Raw genomic sequence first — 16,829 nt, forward strand, 5'->3', positions numbered from 1 at the left:
CCAGAGTAGCCGTTCAAATCAGGCGGGCGCGGTGGCGGGCCACCTGCGACCGCACCTGGGCCGGCGCCGTGCCGCCGAGGATGTTGCGGGCGTTCAGCGAGCCGCGCAGGCTCAGCACCTCGAACACATCGTCACCGATGCGGGCATCGAACTTCTGCAGCTCTTGCAAGGGCAGCTGGGACAGATCGACGCCGCTGGCGATGGCGGTCTTGACCGCGTGGGCGACGATCTCGTGCGCGTCACGGAAGGCCAGGCCCTTCTTGACCAGGTAGTCGGCCAGGTCGGTGGCGGTGGCATAGCCCTTGAGCGCCGCGCGCTCCATGGCTTCCGGCTTGACCGTGATGCCGCCGGCCATCTCGGCAAAGATGCGCAGCGTATCTTTCAAGGTGTCCACCGTGTCGAACAGCGGTTCCTTGTCTTCCTGGTTGTCCTTGTTGTAGGCCAGGGGCTGGCCCTTCATCAGGGTGATCAGGCCCATCAGATGGCCGACGACGCGGCCGGTCTTGCCGCGCGCCAGCTCCGGCACATCGGGGTTTTTCTTCTGCGGCATGATCGATGAGCCGGTGCAGAAACGGTCGGCGATGTCGATGAAACCGAAGCTCTGGCTCATCCACAGAATCAGCTCTTCCGACAGGCGCGAGATGTGCACCATCACCAGCGAGGCGGCGGCAGTGAACTCGATGGCGAAATCTCGGTCGGACACGGCGTCCAGGCTGTTCTGGCAGACACCTTCCATGCCCAGCGTGCGGGCCACGCGCTCGCGGTCCAGCGGGTAGCTGGTGCCGGCGAGAGCCGCCGCACCCAGCGGCAGGCGGTTGACGCGGCGGCGTGCATCGATCAGGCGCTCGGCGTCGCGGGCGAACATTTCCACATAGGCCAGCAGGTGGTGACCGAAGGCGACCGGCTGGGCCACTTGCAGATGGGTGAAGCCGGGCAGGATGGTCTCGGCGTTCTTCTCGGCCACATCGACCAGGGCGGTCTGCAAGGCCTTGAGCAGGAGCAGCAGCTCGTCGATCTCGCCGCGCAGCCACAAGCGCACATCGGTGGCGACCTGGTCATTGCGGCTGCGGCCGGTGTGCAGACGCTTGCCGGCCAGGCCGACCAGGGCGGTCAGGCGGGCTTCGATATTGAGGTGCACGTCTTCCAGATCGAGCTGCCATTCGAACTGGCCGGCTTCGATCTCGCTCTTGATCTGGGCCATGCCGCGCTCGATGTCGGCCAGGTCCTGGGCGGCCAGGATGCCCTGGGCATGCAGCATCTCGGCGTGCGCAAGGCTGCCCTGGATGTCGGCCGCCCACAAACGCTTGTCGAAGAACACGCTGGAGGTGTAGCGCTTGACCAGATCGCTCATGGGCTCGGAGAAGAGCGCGGACCAGGCTTGCGCCTTGTTGGCGAGCTGGTTGTCACTGGGTTGGCCGGGGGCAGGGGAGGTGGATGACATGGGCAGAGGGCGCGCAAAGCTGCTGTGGGAGAGGCGGGGCCCAGGGGTGGCTGACGCACAATCCGAGGGCGCTCGATTCTATCGAGCCCCACCGCCCGTCTCTGCCGCGCTGGCGGCTTGACTTCAGGAGCCTTGCCTCTCGTGACCTCGCCTCGTTCCAAGTCTTCCTCCTCCGATGCCGAAGGCGGCCCGTCCAGCCGCGCCAGCGTCTGGCCCGACACCACCAGCCTGACCTCCATCCTCGGCCTGCCCACCCAGCCCGCCGAGGAGACCGAGGTGCTGCCCCTGTTCGACCCCGAGCGGGTGTTCGATGTCTGCCATGTCGGCCTGGTGCTGCGCGCGGTGCTGGGGGTGCAGGGCTTGCTGGCCCTGGGCCTGGCCTTGGCGGCGCGCCATCTGGAGGAGTGGATGAGCTGGGTGGCCAGCGGCACCGTTGTCACGCTGTCGGCCGTGTTGCTGTGGCTGCTGCTGGTCTGCGCCGGTAAGCGCCTGCTGGCCCAGCTCAGCGAACCCTGGCAATGGGCCAGCCTGCTGGGCTTGGGGGCGCTGTGCTCCTCGGCGGGCTGGCAGTTGCTGAACCTGGCGGCGCTGGAGCCCAGCACCGGTTTTCGCTTAATCAGCATCGGCGTGGCCGGGGCGGCGGTGGCCGCCTTGTTGCTGGCCTGGATGAAGCTGCGCGAGCGCTCGCAGCGCCCGGCCGACGCGCTGGCCCAGTTGGTCGAGCTGCAGGCGCGCATCCGCCCGCACTTCCTCTTCAACACCCTCAACAGTGCCATCGCCCTGGTGCGCCTGGACCCGCTCAAGGCCGAAGGTTTGCTGGAGGATTTGAGCGAGCTGTTCCGTGTGGCCCTGGCCGACGCCACCACGGTGGTGCGCCTGGACGAAGAGGTGGAGCTGGCGCGCCGCTACCTCGACATCGAGCAGGTGCGCTTCGGCGAGCGCCTGCGCCTGCACTGGGACCTGGACCCGGCGGCCAGCAGCGCGCGCGTGCCGCCTCTGCTGCTGCAGCCTTTGGTGGAGAACGCCGTGCGCCACGGTGTGGAGCCCAACGACGAGGGCGGCGATGTCGAGATCCGCACACGCCGGCGCGGCAGCGAGGTGGAAATCTGCGTCAGCAACAGCGTGGGCCGTGCAGCGCAAACATCTGGTCACGGTTTGGCCCTGCGCAATGTGCGCCAGCGCCTGCGCCTGATGCATGATGTGGCCGCCAGCTTTGAGCTGAGCCCCTCGCCGGGGCGATTTGCCGTGCGCATCGTCCTGCCGATCTGAGCCTGCTTCCCGAGTTTCGATGTCTGAGTTTTGTTGATCTTCCGCCATGCAGCCCGCCGCCCTGTCTGTGTTCCTGGTTGATGACGAACCCCTGGCGCGCCTGCGCCTGCGCAGCCTGCTGGAGGCCTGCGTGGACCCGCGGGCCGAGGTGGTGGCCGAGGCCAGCAGCGCCACCCAGGCCCAGCATTGGCTGCGCGATCACAGCTGCGATCTGATCCTGCTCGATGTGCAGATGCCTGGCGCCGATGGCCTGCAGCTGGCCGACAGCCTGCAGCAGCAGATGGCCCAGCCGCCGGCCATTGTGTTCGTCACGGCCCATGCCGGCCATGCTTTGCAAGCCTTCGAGCTGGAGGCCATGGATTACCTGACCAAGCCGGTGCGGCGCGAGCGCCTGCAGGCCGCGTTGACCCGCGTGGCCCAGCGCCTGGCCGAGCGCTCGGCCATGCAGACCTTCCAGGCCACCCAGCCGGGTGAGCTGGAGCCGGAGCAGCCGGTCATCGTCGTCAGCGACCGCGGCCGCTTGATCCGTGTGCCGCTGAACGAGGTGCTGTACTTCAAGGCCGAGCTGAAATACCTGACCCTGCGCACCGCCACGCAAAGCCTGGTGATGGACGGCAGCCTGTCCGAGCTGGAGCCGCGCCTGGGCGAGCGCTTTTTGCGCGTGCACCGCAACGCCCTGGTGGCCAAGGCCGCGGTGCGCCAGCTGGAGCGCCACGCGCCCAGCCACGCCAGCCCGGACGACGGCCTGGACACCCAGCTCGGCGGCCTGGACCCGGTGCAGGCCGAGGTGGCCGATGGCTGGGCGGTGCGCATCGCCCATGTCAATGAATGGCTGTCGGTGTCGCGCCGTCAGGTGGCGGCGGTGCGGGAAGCGCTGGCCGACCGCGGCAGCTGAGCACGCCCTATCATCGGGCTCCCAACAGAACTGACCATCAGGTCAGAGGGACCCGGGGAGGGGCACCATGGCCGCAGAGCCAGGCATCCGATTTCTTCGTCATTCATCGCGCTGGCTGCTGTGGCTGGGCGCACTGCTGGCGGCTGTGGGCCTGAGCGCTTGGTGGTTCGGGCTCGGGCGTCTGCAGGAGGGCGCTGGAGCGGCCGGCAGGGCGGCGCTTCAGTCGAGGGCCCAGCCCGGCGCGGCTTCGAGTGCCTCGACCAGCCCGTTCTGGAGCCTGGCCCGCGAGGCCGAGGACCGGGTGCTGGTGGAGCATTACCGCCGGGCCGGTGTGCCCACCGTGACGCCGCCGCCGGGTTCTCGCATCGATGCCGCCGAGTGGGAGGCGCGGCGCCGCGATGCCCGCTGGTGCGCCGAGGGTGGCTTGCGCTGGGACGGTGGGGATGAGCCGCCGCCGGCGCTGGCGGACCTGCGAGCGGCCCAACAGCAGCTGGTCCGGGCCTGGGCCCGGCAGCTGCGGCAGCGTGCGGATATCCAGGCCCAGGTGGCGGCAGAGTGGCTGGACATCAGCCATCCGACGGATGCCGCTTCGGCGGCGCGCGCGCGAGCTCGCTTGCAGGATTTGGCGCGCAGCAGCCGACAGCCGGTGGCGGTGTACCTGGCTTTGCACATGGGCTGCGCCGATGCGGCTGCATGCACCCCGGTGTCTGCCTCGCTGTGGGCTGAGCTGGAGCCGGACAACCGTCAGGCCTGGTTGGCTCTGCTCGCGCGGACCGATGCGCCCGCAGCGCAACGCGTGTGGCTGGCTCGGGCCGTGCTCGCGCCCCAGCACATCGACTACGGCCGCGAGGTTTTGAGAACCTTGCAGACCTTGCCGCACGAAGTGCAGCCCGGCATGCGCCGGGCGGCTCAACACGCCGTGTGGTCGGCTGCGGCATTTGGCGTTCCCCCGCAGTTCAGCGGCGGAGCTTTTCGCTTGTGCAAAAGCAGCGAGGCGAAGCCGGGCTCGGTCTTGCACGCGCAGTGCCGCATGCTGGCCCAGCAGCTCTGGCGTGACGGCGAGGACTTGCTCAGCCACGCCGTGGCGCTCAGTCTTGCCAAGGCGATGGATGCAGACAATCCGCAATGGGTCGAGCGCCGCGCGGAACAGCAGCGCCTGGAGGCTGCATCGCCAGCGGATCTCGACGCACTTCAGCGCGAACACGGGGGGCAACCCTTTGAGTGCGTGGCGCCCGATGTCGTCGCTCTGAGGTTGGGCGATCTGGCGAGCAAGGGCGAATGGGCCATGTTGCAAGCCCATGTGGAACGGCGCGGCGCCTCTGCGCCGCGGCCGGATTCGCCGACCCGCTGAAGTGCTGACTGAGCGAAGAAAGACGAGGCTGGGCAGCGCGGCTGAGGTGGTGCCAAGCCGCCTGAGCTTTACGTATCATTCCGCCCGATCGCGCAACACACACACAGAGAACAACAACAAGCGCGGCGTGCAGGAGGAGCAGGCATGGCCAATCGAGGCCCCAAGATTCAGTTCATTCGCCACGGCCGTCGCTGGTGCGCCTGGCTGGCCGGTGGTGGCGCACTGCTGGCCGCAGGCGCCTGGCTCTGGCTGCAGGAGCCGAATGGGGCCGTGGGTGCAGCAGATGCTGTTGCGGCGCCCACTTCAGCGCATGTTGCGACCAGCGCCTCCGCAGGTGCTCCGCCCGCGCTGAGCCCTTTCTGGAGCCTCGCGCGCGATGCCGAAGACCGGGTGCTGGCCGAGCATTACCGCCAGGCCGGGGTGGCCACGGCGACCCCGCCGCCGGGCTCGCGCATCAGCCCGGAGGAATGGGAGGCGCGGCGCGTCGATGCCCGCTGGTGCGCCGAAGACGGTCTGCGCGCGGGCAATGGCTTGAGCCCCTTGCCTGGCGACAGCAAGAGTCTGAGCCAGGCGAAAAGCAAGCAGGTGGACGAGGCCATCCGTCTGCTGCGGACGCGGAACCAACCCATGTTCAGCGCCGTGGCGGAATGGCTGCAGTACCGCTATGCCGAGGACGAGGCCGCGCGCGGGCAGGCGCAGGAGAACCTGCAGAACCTGGCGCGCAGCAGCCGCCTGCCCCTGGCTGTGTTTCTGGCCCTGCGTGCCGAGTGCGTGGGTGGCTCGGTGACTTGCACGCGGGTGCCCGCCGCCCTGTGGGCCGAGGTCGAGCCCGACAACCGCCTGGCCTGGCTGGCCCAGCTCGCGGAGACGCGCCAGCCACAGGAGCAGCGCCGTGTCTTGCTGCGCGCCGCCGAAGCGCCGCGTCAGTTCGACTACAGCCGCCATGTGCTACACGTCTTGCTGAGCCTGCCCATGTCGGGATCGCCGGGCTTGAGGGCGGCCTCGCAAGTTTTGCTGCGCGCAGACGCGGCGGCCTCGGAAGACTTGGTCGGTGCGCCGACGCTGCAGCATCTCTGCAAGACCTTGCATGTCCGTGACGCGGAGGTTCAGCGGGCTTGCACGAGCTTGGCCGAACAGTTGTGGCGGGACAGCGAAGACCGGCAAGGCCACAATCTCGCGCTCGCCCTGGCGGCCGGTTCGGCGGTCGACAAGCTCGTGTGGGGCGAGCGAGCCCAAGAGCTGAAGCTGGTGGAAGACCAGGACGCCTTCGAGACGGTGGCGGGCATCAAGGACTTGCAGCGCCAGGCCCTGGGCTGTGGTGGACACCAGGCCCAGTTTCAGCAACTGGCCGATTACGCGGCTTTCGGCGAGTGGCGCTATTTGCAAGGCCGCCAGGTCGTTCGCGCTCAGGCCGAGGCGCTGGAGCAGGCGAAAAAAAGCCAGCCCTGAGTTGGCACCCAAGGGCTGGCGGAAGTTTCACTCGTCAGGGATTCGTCGGCCTCATCAGGGCTGGTAGCTGACGGTCAGCTTGTAGGTGCCGGCGGCGTAGCCCTTGAGCAGCACATAGACCTCGCTGTTGCCGTTCAGATTGATGGCGCAATTCTCGACGGAGGTGCTGCCGTCGGACTTGCAATCGAAGCTGCTGGTGGTGGGGGCGGCGCCGACCTTGACGTAGAGGTCGATGTCGCCTTCGCCGATGGTGCTGGCCTTGAAAGCACCGGCCTTGGCCTTGAAGGGGCCGAGCACCTGGCTGGCGCCGGTGGCGAGGCGACCCTTGAGCACCTCGACCTTGTCGCTGGGCACGCTGCTGCCAGGGCCGTCGCTGCCCAGCTCCACCGCATAGGACAGGCCCAGGCGGGCGAACTTCAGCGAATGGTCGGCCTGGCTGCCGGTGTTGGCGTAGGTGTCGTTGGCGGTGTGGATCTTGGGGTTGTCCTGGTTGAAGGCGGCCTCGAAGGGCATGGACGCGGCATAGCCCTGGGCGGTCCAGGAGGCATGGTCCGAGCAGCCGTAGCCGCAGACATCGGTGCCGATGCTGAGCTCAGGCTGGTAGGTCTGGATCAGGTTGTTGACGAACTGATTCTGCGCCGCATCGGTGTAGTCGGTGTAGATGTAGATGTCCTTGGGCGAGCCCTTGTAGTTGGTCATGTCCAGCTGCATCACGCCCACCACATTGGCGCCCAGGCGCTTGTGGCTCTTGGCGATTTCCTGCGAGCCGCGCAGGCCCACTTCCTCGGCCGCGTAGGCCATGAACTGGATGGTGCGTCGCGGCTTGTAGTTGTTGGCCATCAGGGTGCGCAGGATCTCGGTCAGGCTGGCCACGCCCGAGGCGTCGTCGTCAGCGCCGGGCGCCACCGTGGTTTCGGTGGTGTTGGAGCCATTGATCGAGTCCATGTGGGCGCCCAGCACGATCACTTCGCGGCTGTTGTCGCTGCCCTTGATGGTGGCAATCACCGACTTCTGCGCCCAGTTGGGGTGGTTGAACTGCACCACCGAGAAGTCGCTGCGGCCGGCGCCCAGGTTCGCCCATTGCTGCTTGATCCAGTTCGAGGCAGCCACGCCCGAGCTGGTTTTGTAGAAACGGTTGGTGAAACTGGAGAGGTCGACGATGGTCTGGCCGATGCGGCTGGCCTGCATCTGGGCCAGCATGGGCGTGACCCGGGCTTGCTGGTCGATCACATAGCTGGGGCGCGAGGGGCCGCTGGCGCGGCCTGCGGCTGCCGCACCCGTTGCCGCGCCCAAAGTGCCGCCAGTCTTGGCGGCTTCGCTGCTGTGGGCTTGCAAGGTGGCCAGGCCGTCTTCCAGGCTGGCATGGAACATATAGCCGCCGCAGCGGCGCAGTTCTTCGTGGATGGAGTCGGACAGCTGGCCGAGCAGGTCTTCGTCGATCTGCACGAGGTGGATGGATTCGAGCTGGGCGGCCGCTGCGGTGCTGGCGGCGCCACTGCTCAGGCCGGGCCGGCGCGCGCTGCTGGCGGCGCTGAATTCACCCGAGCGGCTCAGGCCGCTGCGGACGCTCAGGCGCGGGCGGGCGCTTTCGCTGTGCTTTTGCAGCTGGGCCAGGGCGGCATCACCGAGGCTGATCCAGATCTTTTCGCCGGCCAGGCTGGCGCTGCTCAGGGCGGCCAGGCTCAGGCCGAGTGCGGCCAGCAGGGGGGTGGTTTTTTTCATGGCGGAGTCTCCTCGGTTGTGCCTTCTTGCACGCTCTCTTTGTGGGGCTGTGCGCGCAGCGCAGCCGGTGCGGCTGCTAATCGACCGATCTTAGAAGTCCACCTCGGAACTGGTCAGAGGGTTTTCGTGTGCGAAATCGGCCGGCCTGGGCCTTGAAAACCTAGGGTAAACACTGGTTTTGCCGAGCTTCATGGCAGTTTTCAGCCCCACGCATGCCACAAAAATGACGCAATTTCGCTGGTTAACCCGCAGTGTGGCAAAGCTGCATCCCTTGAATCCGCTACGCAAAAACCCTGTTTTCAGCTGCCAGAATGCGGCCCGCGCGGCTGCCAGGCTGGTCTGACCAGGACAGTGGGGCAGCGCCACCGCTCGGGTGGGTGCGCGCATTTCCCGTAGTAAGCAACAAGACGCTGCGGCCGGAAACCCCGTTGCTGGCAGTGTTCTGAAGGATCCCTGATGTCCCGTACTTTCAAGCGCCAGTCTCCCCTGGCCCTGACTGGCATTGCATTTGCCAGCGCCCTGACTTGCTCCACCGCCTTTGCCGCCGAGACGCAATCGCTGGAGCGCGTTGAAATCATTGGCAGCCACATCAAGCGTGTGGACGCCGAAGGCGCTTCGCCGGTGGCTGTGTTTCGCCGCGAAGACATCGCCAAGAGCGGTGTGGCCACCGTGCGCCAGCTGGTCGAGCAACTGGCTGCCAGCACCGGCAGCCTGAGCGACCTGGGCGGCAGCAACAGCTTTGCCGGCGGCGCCTCTTCGGCTTCGCTGCGCAACCTGGGCAAGCAGTCCACCTTGGTGCTGCTGAACTTCCGCCGTGTCGCCAGCTACCCGCTGGCCGATTACAACCAGACCTTCACCAACATCGACTCCCTGCCGGTTGAGGCCATCGAGCGCGTCGAAGTGCTGAAGAGCGGTGGCTCCTCCATCTATGGCTCGGATGCCGTGGCAGGTGTGATCAATATCGTCACCCGCCGTGACTTCCAAGGCCTGATCGGCAAGGTCAACCGCGAAGCCTCGTTGCTGAACAGCCAGTTCAACGACAAGGGCCTGACCCTGACCGGTGGCTACGGCGACCTCGCCCGCGACCGCTTCAATGTGCTGGCCAATGTGGACCTGTACAAGCGCAACGGCGTGATGTGGAACGAGGTCGTGGGTGACTCCAATCCGGCCTACGCTGCTTTCTCGACGGGCTTTGGCACGCCCTCGACCTACGCTTACCCGGGCAATGTCATGAGCAAGGGTAGCAATGGCAAGAACGCACTCAAGCCTTTGGCAGGCTGCACGGAGGCGAACCTGATCGGTGGCCTGTGCCAGTACGATCGCTACGAGCGTTTCGAAGCCACGCCCAAGGCAGAGCGCGTAACCGCTCTGGTCTCGGGCAAGCTGCAGATCAATGAAGAGCTGCAGGCCTACTCGGAAGTGTTGTTCTCCACCACCAAGACTCACTACGAAAGTGCCTACAACGCTTACGGCACGGCTCTGGGCACGACCGTCTGGGGCGACCCCCAGACCAATGGTCTGAAGAGCTTCAGCAACCGTGGCCTGCCTGCCGAGCACCCCCTGAACAACACGGGCGCCGAAGCTGAGTTCCGCTATCGCTTCTCCGATTCCGATGCGCACAAACTGGTCAAGACCGATCAGTACCGCGTCCTGGCCGGCCTGAAGGGCGTCTGGGGCGCATTCGACTGGGACACCGCTGCGGGTGTGATGGGTGGCAAGACCACCATGGACCAGCGCGGCGCGTTCAGCGAATCCGGCTTCAAGGAAGTCATCGGCGACTACACCAAGACCAAGCTGGACGCTGACTTCTTCAACAAGGCCAATGGCTACAAGATCGGTCAGGTCAACTCGGCCGCCGTGCTGGCCAAGCTGTTCCCGACCTACGGCTACGACGCTGAGGTCAAGCAGTACTTCATCGACGGCAAGCTGAGCGGCGAGTACGGCAGCCTGCCGGCTGGCGCCATCAACGTGGCCACGGGCTTTGAAGTCCGTCGCGAAGAAGTGCAGATCACACCCACCGGCGGCCTGGAGCGCGGCGACATCGTCGGCTTCGGCTCGGTGCGCTCGAACGCTTCGCGCAACTACGGCGCCGTGTTCCTCGAAGGCAATTTGCCCATCTTCAAGAGTCTGGAGCTGCAAGCCGCCGGTCGCGTGGACAAGTTCCCTGGCTTCGGTGCGCACTTCTCGCCCAAGCTGGCTCTGCGCTTCCAGCCGAGCAAGGAACTGCTGTTCCGCGGCACGCTGGAAACCGGTTTCCGCGCTCCCAACCTGACCGAGAACGCCCCCTCGACCAAGTTCGCCTTCAACAACGGCATCAGCGATCCCAAGCGGTGCAAGAAGGCAACGAACTACGCCGACGACTTGAAGGCTCAAGCTGCCGCACTGCCTGCCGGAAACCCGGACAAGCAGCTGCTGACGGCGCAAGCCGACAACGTGGTTGGCGAATGTTCGCGCGGTGTGGCCAGCATCGTGTCCTACAACCCCTCGCTGAAGCCTGAGACCAGCCGCACTGCGACGCTGGGTCTGGCCTTTTCGCCGGTCAAGGATCTGAGCGCCACCATCGACTACTGGCGCATCGAGCGCAAGGACGAGATCGGCCTGAAGAGCGTCAACGACCTGCTGAACATCGAAGACACCCTGACTCCGGGCGTCATCGGTCGTGCAGACCTGGCCAACGACCAGATCTTCGATGCCGCTGCGCGCGCCAAGTACGGCGTGACCGCGGGCCGTCTGCTGTCGGTGACCTCGACCTTCGAGAACTTGTTCCGCACCAAGACCTCGGGCTGGGACGTGACCGTCAAGGGTCAGGTGGCCACGGAAGTGGGCAAATTCGGTGCCGATCTGGACCTGACCTACACCACCGATCTGTACTACTGGAGCGCTGCTCGCAAGGGCTACGGCGACAACATGGCCGGCCGCTACGGCACGCCGCGCTGGAAGTCCAAGCTGACCCTGAGCCACAGCGTGGGTTCGGTGGCTCAAGCCCTGACCTTCCACTACCAGAACAGCACGGCCCTGAATGGCGACTTCAATGCGCCGGCCTGGACTCCAGATGACTGTGCCTCAACCAAGAAGCTGAACGCTGATCAGTGCCGTTATGGCGCCTACTCGCGTCTGGACTACAACGTCAGCTACAACCCGATCAAGGCCTTGAAGCTGAGCGCCAACGTCCGCAACATCCTGGGCACCCGTGCCCCGGTGGACTACCGTGGCTTCGGCGTTGGTGGCGTGATCCCCCCGGAACGTGAAGACGTCCAAGGCCGCATGCTGCGTCTGGCTGCCGAGTACACCTTCTGGTGATCTGAGCTGCCCTGGGGGTATCGGATTCGAGCCGACTCGCGAGAGGCGGCTTGGATCCCGAATCCCTTGAGCATGAACCTGAAAGGCCGGCTTGATGCCGGCCTTTTTTATGTCTGCCCTGTTTACGGTTTGCCGGCTTGCGGCGCTTTGCGGACCTCTGTTGGGTTGTCGTTCTCGCTGCGGTGGCTCGGCCCGCCGCCGGGCTCATGCTTCCCGGGTCGGCTCTGCGAGCCGACTCCCCTCGGTGCTCACTGCGCGGCTCAGCGACGCCAAACTCCCTCCGTTCGCTGCGCTCACTGTGGTCAAACAGTGGCGCCGAGTCAGCACTTGAAGCGCGTGGGACCACGCGCCTGAGCCGCTCCGCTGCGCCCTCGGCCGCGCACAAATCGCCCGTCGGCGGGCCGAGCCCCCTCCGGAGGTGGCGTTCTCTACCGTCGAAGGGCACATCGCCCGCGATGCAAGCGCCCTGCAGCCCGCGCCGCTGCCGGGCGATTTGTGCCGGGCCGAGCAGCACAGCGCCTCGGGGCGCGCGCGTACCCGCGCGCTTCAAGAACTGACTTGGCGCTTCTGTCTGAACGAAGCGAACGCAGGGAGCGGAGTGAGTTATGCGCCAGCCCCGAGGTGCGAGCAGCGCAGGGGAGTCGGCCCGACAGGGCCGACCCCGGAACCATGAGCCCGGTGGCGGCAGGGGCTGCAGGGCCTCACGAGCAAAACCACCAAAGGCTGCTTCGTGCCGAAAGCAGCCGACGCGCAGATCAGCCCAGGGCCAGCGCTGCTTCCAATTGTTGACGCAGGACGCGCAGGCGCTGCAGTTCCTGCTCTGGCGCTTGCAGGGCGGGCCAGAGCAGGGCGACCAGGTCGCGGGCGCTGCGGTCGGTGTCGATCTGGCGGCCGGTCAGGATGACTTCCCAGAGCATGTGCTCCATGGGCCCGAAGACCAGGGAGCGCAGCAGGCGCAGCGGGATGTCGGCGCGCAGCTCGCCGCTGGCCTGGCCGCGGGCCAGCAGGTCCATCAAGGGCGCGGTGTAGCGGCGCTGTAGTTCGACAAACCCATCGCCGAGCTTGTCGTCGCCGCTGCGCCGGCCTTCCGAGAGCACCAGGGCACACAAGCCCGTGCCTTGGATCAGAAACAGGCGCAGATGGGTGTGAACCATGAACTCCAGCTGCTCGCGCACCGACGCCTCGCGCGGCAGGCCGGCCTCGATCTCGCCAATGATCTCGTCGTACCAATCGGCGATCACCCGCATGCACAGCTCCCGCTTGCCGCGGAAGTAGGTGAACACGGTAGCCTCGGACACGCCCAGACGCTCGGCGATCTCGGTGGTGGTGGCGCGCTCGAAACCGCGTTCGGCGAACACCTCGCGGCCCACGCGCAGGATGTCGCGCACGCGCTGCTCGGCCTTGGCGCCGGCGGGGGCGCGGCGAACCGGGGCCTTGGCGGCAGCGGTCCTGACGGCTGGAGAGGGGGAGGGCTTGGGTGGGCTCACATCGCGATTCTGCGCAATAATTGAGTGAAACTCAAGTCGGGCTTGCCAGCCTTCGTGCTCTGGCCTATTCTTCGCGCCTCGGTGTGCTTGGCTGAACGCAGGCACGCTTGGATACAGAATTTGAGTTGAACTCATCCGCGACCGGATCGAGCGATTGCTTTCTCGATTCAGGCCGCTGTTTTTCGGAGACCCCATGGCCCAGCTGACCACCAAGCTCAATGCCCGCTCGGCAGATTTCAAGTCCAACGCCGAGGCCATGCGGGGCCTGATTGACGACCTCAATGCCCGGTTGGCGCAGATCGCCCAAGGCGGCGGTGAGGCCGCGCGCGCCAAGCACACCGCCCGCGGCAAGCTGCTGCCGCGCGACCGGGTCGAGATGCTGCTGGATCCAGGCACGCCGTTTTTGGAACTGGCACCTCTGGCTGCGCTCAATATGTACGACAACGCCGCGCCCGGCGCCGGCATGATCGCCGGCATCGGCCGCGTCTCGGGTGTGGACTGCATGATCGTCTGCAACGACGCGACGGTGAAGGGCGGCACCTACTACCCAATGACGGTCAAGAAGCATCTGCGCGCGCAAGAGATCGCGGCGCAGAACCGCCTGCCTTGCGTTTACCTGGTGGATTCGGGTGGCGCCAACCTGCCCAACCAGGACGAGGTTTTCCCGGATCGCGATCACTTCGGCCGCATCTTCTTCAACCAGGCCAACCTCAGCGCCGAGGGCATTCCGCAGATCGCTGTGGTCATGGGTTCCTGCACGGCCGGTGGCGCCTACGTGCCGGCCATGAGCGACGAGACCATCATCGTCAAGAACCAGGGCACCATTTTTCTGGGCGGCCCGCCGCTGGTGAAGGCGGCCACCGGCGAGGTGGTGACGGCCGAAGACCTGGGTGGCGGCGATGTGCACACCCGGCTCTCGGGCGTGGCTGACCATCTGGCCCACAACGACACCCATGCCCTGGCCCTGGCCCGGCAGTCGGTGGCGGCGCTGAACTGGCGGAAGGTTGGCGCACAGCAGCAGCGCCTGCAAGCGCCGCGCGAGCCGCTGTTCGATGCGGCCGAGCTGCACGGCGTGATCCCCACCGACACCCGCAAGCCCTTCGATGTGCGCGAGGTCATCGCCCGCATCGTCGACGGCTCCGAGTTCGACGAATTCAAGGCTCGCTACGGCGCCACCCTGGTCTGCGGCTTTGCGCATATCGAGGGCATGCCGGTCGGCATCGTCGCCAACAACGGCATTCTGTTTGCCGAGAGCGCCAACAAGGGCGCGCATTTCATCGAGCTCTGCTGCCAGCGCAAGATCCCGCTGGTCTTCTTGCAGAACATCACCGGCTTCATGGTCGGCCGCAAGTACGAAAACGAGGGCATTGCCCGCGCCGGCGCCAAGATGGTGACCGCCGTGGCCTGTGCCCAGGTGCCCAAGTTCACCATCATCATTGGCGGCAGCTTTGGTGCCGGCAACTACGGCATGTGCGGCCGCGCCTACTCGCCGCGCTTCCTCTGGATGTGGCCGAATGCCCGCATCTCGGTGATGGGCGGCGAGCAAGCCGCTTCGGTGCTGGCCACGGTCAAGCGTGATGGCATCGAAGGCAAGGGCGGCAGCTGGAGCGCCGAGGAAGAAGAAGCCTTCAAGGCGCCGATCCGCCAGCAGTATGAAGACCAAGGCCACCCTTACTACGCCAGCGCCCGCCTCTGGGACGACGGCGTGATCGACCCGGCCGACACCCGCCGGGTGCTGGCTCTGGGCCTGTCGGCGGCCATGAATGCGCCGATTGGCGAGACGAAGTTCGGCGTCTTCCGCATGTGATGGGCCGCAAGGCTAGGCAAGACCTGACCCTCTTCAACCTCATGGCCCAGTTTGAACGCCTGCGGTGCCGCGCTTTTCTGCCGGGAGCTCTGAAGTGCCTTCTGGCAGCCTCGCTGCTGGTGGGCGTGAGCCTTGCGCATTCGCAAGCCAGCGACACCGCGATCGTAGCTCCCGCTGCGGACGCCGAGCGCCTGCATCTCGATGTGCGCGAGCAGATCCTGCGCGTGCCGGTCGAGGTGCAGGATGCCTTTGGCAAGTCCAGCAAAGGTGAGCTGCTGGTCACCACCTTCAGGCCGGCCGGCCCTGGGCCTTTCCCCCTGGTGCTGATCAGCCATGGCCGCTCGACCGACAAGCGTGCCGAGTACAAGCGCCCGCGTTTCGAGACGGCCGCCCGTTACTTTGTGCGCAAAGGCTTTGCCGTGGCCGTGCCCCTGCGATTGGGCTATGGCGAGCTGGCCGAGGCGGGTGACCCGGAGAGCAGCATCTCCTGCCGCGAGCCGCGTTTTGCGCCGGCCCTGGCGGCGGCGGCCTCACAGATCTTGGCCGTGGCGGCTCACATGCAGCAGCAGCCGGACATCGATGCCAAGCGCGTGGTGCTGCTTGGGCAATCCGTCGGCGGCATCTCGACCATGGCCGCCACGGCGGCCGGTCTGCCGGGGCAGGTGGCAGCCATCAATTTCGCCGGCGGCCATGGCGGCGACCCGGACAAACATCCCGGCGAGCCTTGCGGCGGCACCCAGCTGCGCCTGATCTACAAGGCCTATGGCGAGCTGATCGCACAGAACTCGCCCCAGCTCAGATCGCTCTGGGTCTACGCCGAGAACGATCGCTACTTCGGGCCTCGCTTCAGCCGCAGCTGGGCCAAGGCCTTTGCCGAGGCTGGCGCCGCGCTGGACTACCGGCTTCTGCCTGCCTTCGGCGAAGACGGCCATACGCTGTTCAGCGCCGGCAGTGACAGCTGGCAGCCCCTGGTCGAGGAGTTTCTGGCCCAGCTGGGCTTCAGCACCCCCGGTGTGATCGCCGTGCCGCCGGCCAATGCCGAGCTGGATGTGCAGGACGAATCGGCCTTGCCCTTGAGCGGCTCTGGCGCCAAGGACAGCTACCGAAAATTTCTCGCAGCCAAGAAGCCGCGCGCCTTTGCCTTCAATGCGCAGGGCCGCACCGGCTATGCCTTTGGCGATGCGGCCGTGGCGCGGGCGCTGGCGTTTTGCCAGCGTTACAGCAGCCAAACCTGTCAGTTGTACGCGGTGGACGACGCCGTGGTGTGGAACAGAAAGAAGCAGCAGCCATGAGTGAACAGCAGAGCAGCCTCAAGATCGAACGCAGCGGCCCCTCGGGCCAGATCGCCCGCGTCACCCTGAACCGCCCCGAGGTGCGCAATGCCTTCAACGAGGGCGTGATCGCCGAGCTCACGGCTGCGTTCGCGGAACTGGGCCGGGACCCAGCTCTGCGCGCCATCGTGCTGGCCGCCGAGGGCAAGGCCTTTTGCGCCGGCGCCGATCTCAACTGGATGAAAGCCATGGCCGGCTACAGCTGGGACGAAAACCATGCCGACGCCTCCCGCCTGGCCGAGATGCTGTGGACGATTTACAGCTGCCCGGTGCCGGTGATCGCCCGCGTGCAGGGCGATGTCTATGCCGGCGGCGTGGGCCTGGTGTCGGTCTGCGATGTGGTGGTGGCCGTGGACACGGCGGGTTTCTGCCTGTCCGAGGCCAAGCTCGGCCTGCTGCCGGCCACCATCGGCCCCTATGTGGTGCGCGCCCTGGGCGAGCAGGCCTCGCGCCGCTACTTCATCACCGCCGAGCGCTTCAGTGCAGCCGAGGCCTATCGCCTGGGCTTGGTCCACGAGCTGGCCACGGCCGAGACCCTGGATGAGAAGGTCGAAGCCCTGCTGTCCGCCCTCTGCGCCAACGGCCCGGCCGCGGTGCGCGCCTGCAAGCGCCTGGTGCAGGACGTCGCACACGCGACAATCACGGCTTCGCTGCGTGATGACACCGCGCGCCGCATCGCTGACATCCGTGCCAGCGAGGAGGGGCGTGAAGGTGTGCAGAGCTTTCTGAACAAGAGCCGGCCGAGCTGGCTGGCTTGAGTTCACGTCGATTCCCTTG

The 16,829-nt window shown here is 66.6% G+C and carries 11 protein-coding genes; 8 read left to right on the forward strand and 3 right to left on the reverse strand.

All coding sequences use genetic code 11. The features are described 5' to 3' along the window. Positions 1–13 precede the first annotated feature (13 nt). On the reverse strand, positions 14–1,441 hold the full coding sequence (gene argH / locus C1O66_RS20290) for an argininosuccinate lyase (protein ID WP_102769851.1): 1,428 nt from the start codon (positions 1,439–1,441) through the stop codon (positions 14–16). A gap of 141 nt (positions 1,442–1,582) precedes the next feature. Between argH and C1O66_RS20295 the strand changes: the two genes are divergently transcribed. The 4 genes from C1O66_RS20295 to C1O66_RS20310 all read left to right on the forward strand — a co-directional run bounded on the left by C1O66_RS20295 (position 1,583) and on the right by C1O66_RS20310 (position 6,405). Next, the gene (locus C1O66_RS20295; RefSeq protein ID WP_243392897.1) at positions 1,583–2,710 is read left to right on the forward strand and encodes a sensor histidine kinase; all 1,128 of its coding nucleotides are present in this window, start codon (positions 1,583–1,585) and stop codon (positions 2,708–2,710) included. A gap of 46 nt (positions 2,711–2,756) precedes the next feature. Then, entirely contained in the window at positions 2,757–3,605 is an 849-nt protein-coding gene (locus C1O66_RS20300; RefSeq protein WP_102769852.1) for a LytR/AlgR family response regulator transcription factor, read from the forward strand. Positions 3,606–3,672: 67 nt separating this feature from the next. After that, on the forward strand, positions 3,673–4,956 hold the full coding sequence (locus C1O66_RS20305) for a hypothetical protein (RefSeq protein ID WP_102769853.1): 1,284 nt from the start codon (positions 3,673–3,675) through the stop codon (positions 4,954–4,956). Between the two features lie 144 nt (positions 4,957–5,100). Then, on the forward strand, positions 5,101–6,405 hold the full coding sequence (locus tag C1O66_RS20310) for a hypothetical protein (RefSeq protein WP_102769854.1): 1,305 nt from the start codon (positions 5,101–5,103) through the stop codon (positions 6,403–6,405). A gap of 54 nt (positions 6,406–6,459) precedes the next feature. Here C1O66_RS20310 and C1O66_RS20315 read toward each other — a convergent pair whose 3' ends face one another. Then, on the reverse strand, positions 6,460–8,127 hold the full coding sequence (locus C1O66_RS20315) for a M20/M25/M40 family metallo-hydrolase (RefSeq protein WP_102769855.1): 1,668 nt from the start codon (positions 8,125–8,127) through the stop codon (positions 6,460–6,462). Positions 8,128–8,583: 456 nt separating this feature from the next. Between C1O66_RS20315 and C1O66_RS20320 the strand changes: the two genes are divergently transcribed. Beyond that, complete coding sequence (locus C1O66_RS20320) at positions 8,584–11,427, forward strand: TonB-dependent receptor domain-containing protein (protein WP_102769856.1); 2,844 nt, start codon at positions 8,584–8,586, stop codon at positions 11,425–11,427. A 755-nt stretch (positions 11,428–12,182) separates the two neighbouring features. Here C1O66_RS20320 and C1O66_RS20325 read toward each other — a convergent pair. Then, positions 12,183–12,914 carry a TetR/AcrR family transcriptional regulator gene (locus tag C1O66_RS20325; protein WP_394341045.1) on the reverse strand — a complete coding sequence of 244 codons (732 nt, stop codon included), beginning with the start codon at positions 12,912–12,914 and terminating at the stop codon, positions 12,183–12,185. A gap of 193 nt (positions 12,915–13,107) precedes the next feature. Between C1O66_RS20325 and C1O66_RS20330 the strand changes: the two genes are divergently transcribed. The 3 genes from C1O66_RS20330 to C1O66_RS20340 all read left to right on the forward strand — a co-directional run bounded on the left by C1O66_RS20330 (position 13,108) and on the right by C1O66_RS20340 (position 16,810). Further along, positions 13,108–14,721 (forward strand): carboxyl transferase domain-containing protein, encoded by a 1,614-nt coding sequence (locus tag C1O66_RS20330; protein WP_102769858.1) that lies wholly within the window; start codon positions 13,108–13,110, stop codon positions 14,719–14,721. A 125-nt stretch (positions 14,722–14,846) separates the two neighbouring features. Continuing rightward, positions 14,847–16,013: a dienelactone hydrolase family protein gene (locus C1O66_RS20335; protein ID WP_133155310.1), complete on the forward strand. Its 1,167-nt coding sequence runs from the start codon at positions 14,847–14,849 to the stop codon at positions 16,011–16,013. Continuing rightward, the gene (locus tag C1O66_RS20340) at positions 16,010–16,810 is read left to right on the forward strand and encodes an enoyl-CoA hydratase/isomerase family protein (RefSeq protein WP_102769860.1); all 801 of its coding nucleotides are present in this window, start codon (positions 16,010–16,012) and stop codon (positions 16,808–16,810) included. The genes C1O66_RS20335 and C1O66_RS20340 overlap by 4 nt, the downstream gene beginning before the upstream one ends. Positions 16,811–16,829 lie beyond the last annotated feature (19 nt).

The organism is Paucibacter aquatile (genome assembly GCF_002885975.1).
Taxonomy (GTDB): domain Bacteria; phylum Pseudomonadota; class Gammaproteobacteria; order Burkholderiales; family Burkholderiaceae_C; genus Paucibacter_A; species Paucibacter_A aquatilis.